4 protein-coding genes are annotated in these 6,075 nt (G+C 75.2%); all 4 read left to right on the top strand.

Features of this window, described 5'->3' with window-relative positions; genetic code table 11:
- The first annotated feature begins 24 nt into the window (after nucleotides 1-24).
- The 4 genes from ACIBEA_RS40900 (at nucleotide 25) to ACIBEA_RS40915 (ending at nucleotide 5,836) form a co-directional block, all read left to right on the top strand.
- Entirely contained in the window at nucleotides 25-2,013 is a 1,989-nt protein-coding gene (locus tag ACIBEA_RS40900; RefSeq protein WP_399268960.1) for a beta-ketoacyl synthase N-terminal-like domain-containing protein, read from the top strand.
- The gene (locus ACIBEA_RS40905) at nucleotides 2,010-2,870 is read left to right on the top strand and encodes a 4'-phosphopantetheinyl transferase family protein (protein ID WP_399268961.1); all 861 of its coding nucleotides are present in this window, start codon (nucleotides 2,010-2,012) and stop codon (nucleotides 2,868-2,870) included. The genes ACIBEA_RS40900 and ACIBEA_RS40905 overlap by 4 nt, the downstream gene beginning before the upstream one ends.
- 346 nt (nucleotides 2,871-3,216) lie before the next feature.
- Nucleotides 3,217-4,038, top strand: a complete 822-nt coding sequence (locus ACIBEA_RS40910) for a BTAD domain-containing putative transcriptional regulator (RefSeq protein ID WP_399268963.1) — start codon at nucleotides 3,217-3,219, stop codon at nucleotides 4,036-4,038.
- Nucleotides 4,039-4,231: 193 nt separating this feature from the next.
- The gene (locus ACIBEA_RS40915) at nucleotides 4,232-5,836 is read left to right on the top strand and encodes a class I adenylate-forming enzyme family protein (RefSeq protein ID WP_399268965.1); all 1,605 of its coding nucleotides are present in this window, start codon (nucleotides 4,232-4,234) and stop codon (nucleotides 5,834-5,836) included.
- Nucleotides 5,837-6,075 lie beyond the last annotated feature (239 nt).

Consider the following 6,075-nt stretch of genomic DNA (forward strand, 5'->3'; position numbering starts at 1 on the left):
CACATACGAAAGGCACGCCAGGAGATGGAAGACCGGGAAATCCTGACGCGGTTCAAGAGCGGCACCCTGGAGCGCCGACGCGCGGTGGCCCTGCTCACGGGCAGCCCGACCGCGGCCCTCGCCACGAGGCCCCGCCGCGCGGCCCCCGCCCCGCCGAGCGCCCCGCGCGCCCCCGAGCCGTGCGCGGTCATCGCCTTCCAGGGCCGCTTCCCCGGGGCCGTCGACCTGACCGCGTTCTGGCAGCTCGCCCTCGCCCCCGGCACCACACCGGCCGCCACGCCCCGGGCCGACGACCCCACCACCTCCGCCACGGACGCCACGCACACCACGGCCACCACGGCCACCGGCCGCCCCGCACCCCGCCCGACCCCACCCACCAATGGCACCGCCCTGGCCGCCACGGGCCGCGTCACGGCCACCACCGCCACACCCAGGACCACCGCACCCGCGGTCACCGCACCCCATCGCCCCGCCCCGGACGCCGAGGGCCACTTCCTCGACGGCGTCGACGCCTTCGACCCCGACCTCTTCGGCATCGACCCCGCCGCCGCGGCCCGACTCGACCCGCAGGAGCGGCTGTTGCTGGAGAGCGCCCGGCAGGTCCTGGAGAGCGCCGGTTGCCACGGGGCCCGGCTGGACGCCCTCGGCTCCCCCGACGGCGCCACCGCCTCCCGCGGCGTCGGCGTCTACACCGCCGTCACCTCCCACGACTACGCCCTGCTGGACCCCGCCGGGACCCCGCACGGCGACCCCGCCGGCCGGCTCTCGCGACTGCTGGACCTGCGCGGGCCCAGCCAGAGCGTGGACACCGGAGCCTCCTCCTTCCTGACCGCCCTGCACCATGCCCTCGCCGCCCTGCGCGCGGGCGAGTGCGCGGCCGCCCTCGTCGGCGCCGCCGAACTGCACCTGCACCCCGGCCGGCTGCGCCCCGGGGACGGGGAGGGGGTCGCGGCCGTCCTCCTCAAGCCGCTGTCCGCGGCCCGCGCGGACGGTGACCGGGTGCAGGCCGTGATCCTCTCCAGCGCGGTCGGCCACCCGGGGCGCGGAGCCCACGCCCCGCTGCGGGAGCGCCTCGTCCAGCGGGCCCTGGCCACCGCCCGGGTCCCGGCGGACACCGTCACCGTGACCGAGGACTCCCGCAGCGCGGCGCCCTGCGTCGGCCGGGCCGGGGCCGCGACCGGCGCGGCCGCGCTGGCCCGGGCCGTCCTGCAACTGCGCCACACCACCCTGCTCCCGGCCCCGGCCCCGGCCCCGACTCCGGTACCGGCCGACCCCGGCCGCGCCCAGCCCGCCCCCTGGCCCGCCGGACCGCCCCGCCGCGCCCTGGTCGGCGTACACGAGGACGGCGCCCCGCAGGCCGTGCTCGTCCTGGAAGAGGCCCCCGCCCCGGACCCGCGACACGACCCGCACCAGGACCCGCACCCGGCCCCGCACCCGGAGCCCGCCGGCGGTCCGCGGCTGGTGCTGCTGTCGGCGCCGACCCCCGAGCACCTGGGCGCCACCGCCGGGCAGCTCGCCCGCTGGCTGACCGACCCCACCGGAGCGGCCCGCGGGGCGGTCTGCGACCTGGACTCGGTGGCGGGCGAACTGCGCTCCGGCCGCGCCCCGATGGACTGCCGCCTCGCCGTCGTCGCCGGCGACGTGCCGGCGCTCGCGAGCGCCCTGGCCGCCTTCGCCGCGCCGCCCCGGGCGCCGGGAGCGAACGCCACCGGCCCCGACCACCCGCACGCACCCCCCGTGCGCAGCGCCGACCTGCGCGCCGCCGGCGCCCGCGATCCGTTGCTGCTCGGGGACCTCGACGAGACCCGCGCCTACGTCGACGCCCTCTGGCGCGGCGGCCGGCTCGAGCAGTTGACCCGACTGTGGTTGGCCGGGGTCGACGTGCTGACCGCGGACCGGGCACCCGGCGCGCGGCCGGTCCTCGACCTGCCGACGACCGCGGCCCGACCCCGCTCCTTCTGGTTCCCCGCGCCGCCGGACGACGGCCGCGCCGAGCGGGGAGACCTCGGGTGAGCGGCGGCACGAACCGGCAGCAGCTGGTCGAGGCGGCCGCCGCCCAGCGGCCCGTCGCCGAGGCGGTGACCCTGTGGCTGTGCCCCAACGACGAGGTCGGCCCGGAGCTCGCCGCCCTGCTGGCAGGGCACTGGCTGGACGCCCACGAGCACAAGACCGCGGGGAAGTTCCTCTTCGAGCGGGACCGCAGCCAGTACCTCATCGCCCACACCCTGGTGCGCCGCGCCCTGTCCCTGGAGGCGGGCCTGTCCGAGGCCGAGCTGGTCATCTGGCGCTCCGCCCGCGGCCGGCCCTTCCTGCGGCCCTCCCCCGACGCCCTGCCGCGCGGCGGCGCCCAGTTGGACTTCAACCTCTCCCACGCGGGCGGCTACAACCTGCTCGGCATCGTGCGCCACCAGCGCATCGGCGTGGACGTCGAGCGGATGGACAACCGCAATGCCCAGGCCATCACCACCATCGTGCGGACCTTCGCGCCCACGGAGCGGGACTGGGTGGACGAACTGCCCCCGGGACGCGAGCGCGACCGGCGCGCGCTGCGCGTGTGGACGCTCAAGGAGGCCTATTCCAAGGCCCGCGGCCTGGGTCTCGGACTACCCTTCGACAGCTTCGTCTTCACGATGGACGCCGAGCGCGGCGTGCACGCCTTCGAACCGCCCGAGGACGACACGGCCCGCCCGTGGTGGTTCATCGAGCTGGAGCCGGTCCCCGGCGTCCTGGTCGCCGTCGCGGTGCCCGCCGACCCCGGCCAGGACGCGGTGGTCCAGCTCAACCACGGCTTCCCGTGGAGCCGATCCGACCCGAAGAGTTTTCCGTTGCCGAAGCCGGTCGGCGGAATCCAAGCATCCGTTCCGGCCTGACACCCTTCGAATCCTTTACCGATAATTTAAAAACAATCGCGGATCCGCACATCTCGGATCACCCCCCGGATCACCCCCCAGATCACCCTCCGGAAAGTTGATCTATATCGAGATCTATCGAGATCTACTTTCCTTCGGACATCCATCCACAGTCACATCCAGCCCGCCCTGACCTGCAAAGAGGCTGAATTCATACCCTTCTGATTGATCGTCATGGAAGGGTGCTTGAGGACCACTACAGGAAATAGGGAAAAACCTACGGCCCCCGCTAGCGTGCCTGGAGCGGGGGCAGTTTTCTGCCCACCGGACGGAAAAGACAAGGAACTCGACGAGTACGGAGGAGACCGTGAGGATTCAGGTTCTGGGTCCGTTGAGTGCCGAGGTCAACGGGGGATCCATCGTTCCGACCGCGGGTAAACCACGGCAGGTTCTGTCGCTGCTCGCGCTCTATCCGGGGCGCGTCATGCCGGTCCCCACCCTCATGGAGGAGATCTGGGGGACGCAGCCGCCGCAGAGCGCGCTGACCACCCTCCAGACGTACATCCTCCAGCTGCGCAGACGCCTCGGCACCGCGATGGGGCCCGACGCGCCCGGCGGGGCCAAGGAGGTACTGGCCACCCGGCACGGCGGCTACCTGCTGCAGATCCCGGAAGAGAGCGTCGACGTACACGATTACGAACGCCTGGTCCGCGAGGGCCAGGCGGCCTTCGAGACGGGCGACAGCCAGGTCTCGGCGGCCCGGTTCAAGGCCGCGCTGGACCTGTGGCGCGGACCGGCCCTGGTCGACGTCCGCGTCGGCCCGATCCTCGACATCGAGGTGATGCGCCTGGAGGAGAGCCGGCTCGTCACCGTGGAACGGCGGATCGACGCGGACCTGCGCCTCGGCCGACACGCCGAGCTCATCGCCGAGTTGACCGAACTGACCGCGCGCCACCCCCAGCACGAGGGACTGCACTCCCAGGTGATGGTCGCGCTCTACCGCTCGGGCCGGCAGGCCTCGGCACTGGAGGTGTACCGCAAGCTGCGCATGCGACTGATCGAGGACCTGGGCGTGGAACCCTCCCCGCAGCTCCAGCGGCTGCACCAGGCGATGCTGTCGGTGGACCCGCAGCTCGACGTCTTCGCGGGCCCCCGCCACACCTCGACCTTCGACCTCTTCGCCGCCTGAGGGCCCGCCCCGGGCCGGTACCCGTACCTCCCGGGGCGCCTCCCCTCCCCGTGTACGGCCTCCCCCGCTCCTCGAAGGCCTCTCCAGCCCCGGTCCAGCCGGGGCGCGGACAGTGATGGGTCATCACCGGCCCGTCGTTCGGTATCCCGTTCGGGTGCCGTTCGGAGTGCCGTTCGGAGCCAGGAGGTCGCACGTGCCCATCCTGAGGTACCTGGAGAACCCGCTCGACGACCTGCTGCGGCGGGCCGCGGCCCGCGGGGGCGACGCACCCGCCGTCACCACCGCCCGTACGACGCTCACCTTCGCCGCGCTCGACCGTGAGGCCGACCGGATCGCGCACGCCGTGCGCCGCCTCGCCTCCCGCCCCGACGCCGTGGTCGCGGCGGCCGCGAGCCTGGACGCGGTGTTCCCCGCCGTCTACTACGGCACGATCCGCAGCGGCCACCTGCTGGCCCTCGTCGACCCGTTGACCGGTCCGGCCGCCCTGCACGAGATCCTCACCACGGCCGCGGCCGAGATCGCCTTCGTGCCCACGGCCCTGGCCGAGGTGTTGGTGAAGCTGGAGGACCAGCTGCCGCACCTGCGCACGATCGTGGTGACGGACGCCGTCGACGAGGTGACCCCGGGATCGGCGCTGGCACTGTCCACCGCGCTGGCCGGAGCACCGGACACACCGCTACGGACGGGCCCCCCGGCCGACGTGGACGGTGTGGCCTGCCTCCACTTCACCCCGCACGCCCACACCCCGACCGGGCTGCGGGCGGTCCGCTTCAGCCACCGCAACCTCATCGCGGGCGCCGCGCAGACCGCCATCGCCCACGGCCTGGACGCGACCTCGGTCACCGTGAACCACCTGCCCTTCTACCACCCCGCCCACCTCAACGCCGCCGTGCACGCGGGTGCCTGGCAGGTGCTCTGCGCGGACCCGGCACCCTGGGCCGGGATCGCGCTGGCCGCGCGGGTGGGCGCGGGCCACTACTACGGGCTGGCGAGCCGGCTCGCCCGGCTGGCCGCCGACCGCCGCTTCGCGCCCGGGCACCCGGACCTGCCCGGCCCGGAGCTGCGCGCGGTGCTCTGCGGCGGCACCCCGCTGGAGCCGGCGATCGCGCGGCGACTGCGCGACGTCCTGGGCGCGCCCGTCCTCCAGGGGTACGGCCTGAGCGAGGTCTGCACCCTCTCGCACCACCAGGTGCCCGGCTCCCGGCCGGACCTGGGCGCGGTCGGCGTCCCGCTGCCGGGCACCGAGTGCCGGGTGGTCGCGCCCGCCGGGCGGCAGCCGGTGGCGGTGTGGTCGACGGGCGAGGTCGAGATCCGCGGCCCCCAACTGACCGCGGGCTGCGGGGCGGACGGTTGGCTGTCCACGGGTGACGTGGGCTACCTCGACGAGGACGGCGGGCTGTACGTCGTCGACCGCCTCGGCTCCGTCTTCACCTGCGACGACGTCCTCATCGCGCCGTCCCTGATCGAACGGGTCATCGGCGAGGACCCGCGGGTCGCCGAGTGCGTCGTCGCCGACTGGCCCGACCCGGCGCGCGGCGCCCTGGTCTGGGCGGGCGTGGTCCTGCGCCCCGCCGTCCCCGCCCGCGACCCCCGCGGCCTGCTCGACACCCTGGACTCGATAGCCGAAGCGGCCAACGCCCGACTCTCGGCGGGCGAACGCATCCGCCGCCTGGAAGCCCTGGACACCATCCCCCGCACCCCCACCGGCACCCCCGCCCGCCACCACATCCGCACCCGCCTCCAAGCCCTCTCCACAGCCGAATCCACCCCCACCCACCCCACCCCCGCCGGCGTTTGAGGCGCCCCCACCCCAGCCCCGCCGGCGTTTGAGGCGCCCCACTCCAGCCCCGTGACCGCACAAGCCGCCCAATCCACCCCCGCCACCCCATTCCAGCCCCGCCGGCGTTTGAGGCGCCCCCCGAGGGACCAGCCGCCCGCGGCCCCCACCCCCCGCCCCCCCCCCCCCCCCCCCCCCCCCCCCCCCCCCCCCCCCCCCCCCCCCCACCCCCCCCCCCCCCCCCCCCCCCGCCCCCGGGG

The organism is Streptomyces sp. NPDC051555 (assembly GCF_044454405.1).
In the GTDB taxonomy this organism is placed as follows: domain Bacteria; phylum Actinomycetota; class Actinomycetes; order Streptomycetales; family Streptomycetaceae; genus Streptomyces.

Coding starts and splice junctions, on each gene's coding strand:
- ACIBEA_RS40900 (WP_399268960.1), top strand. CDS start 25: ATGGAAGACCGGGAAATCCTGACGCGGTTCAAGAGCGGCACCCTGGAG.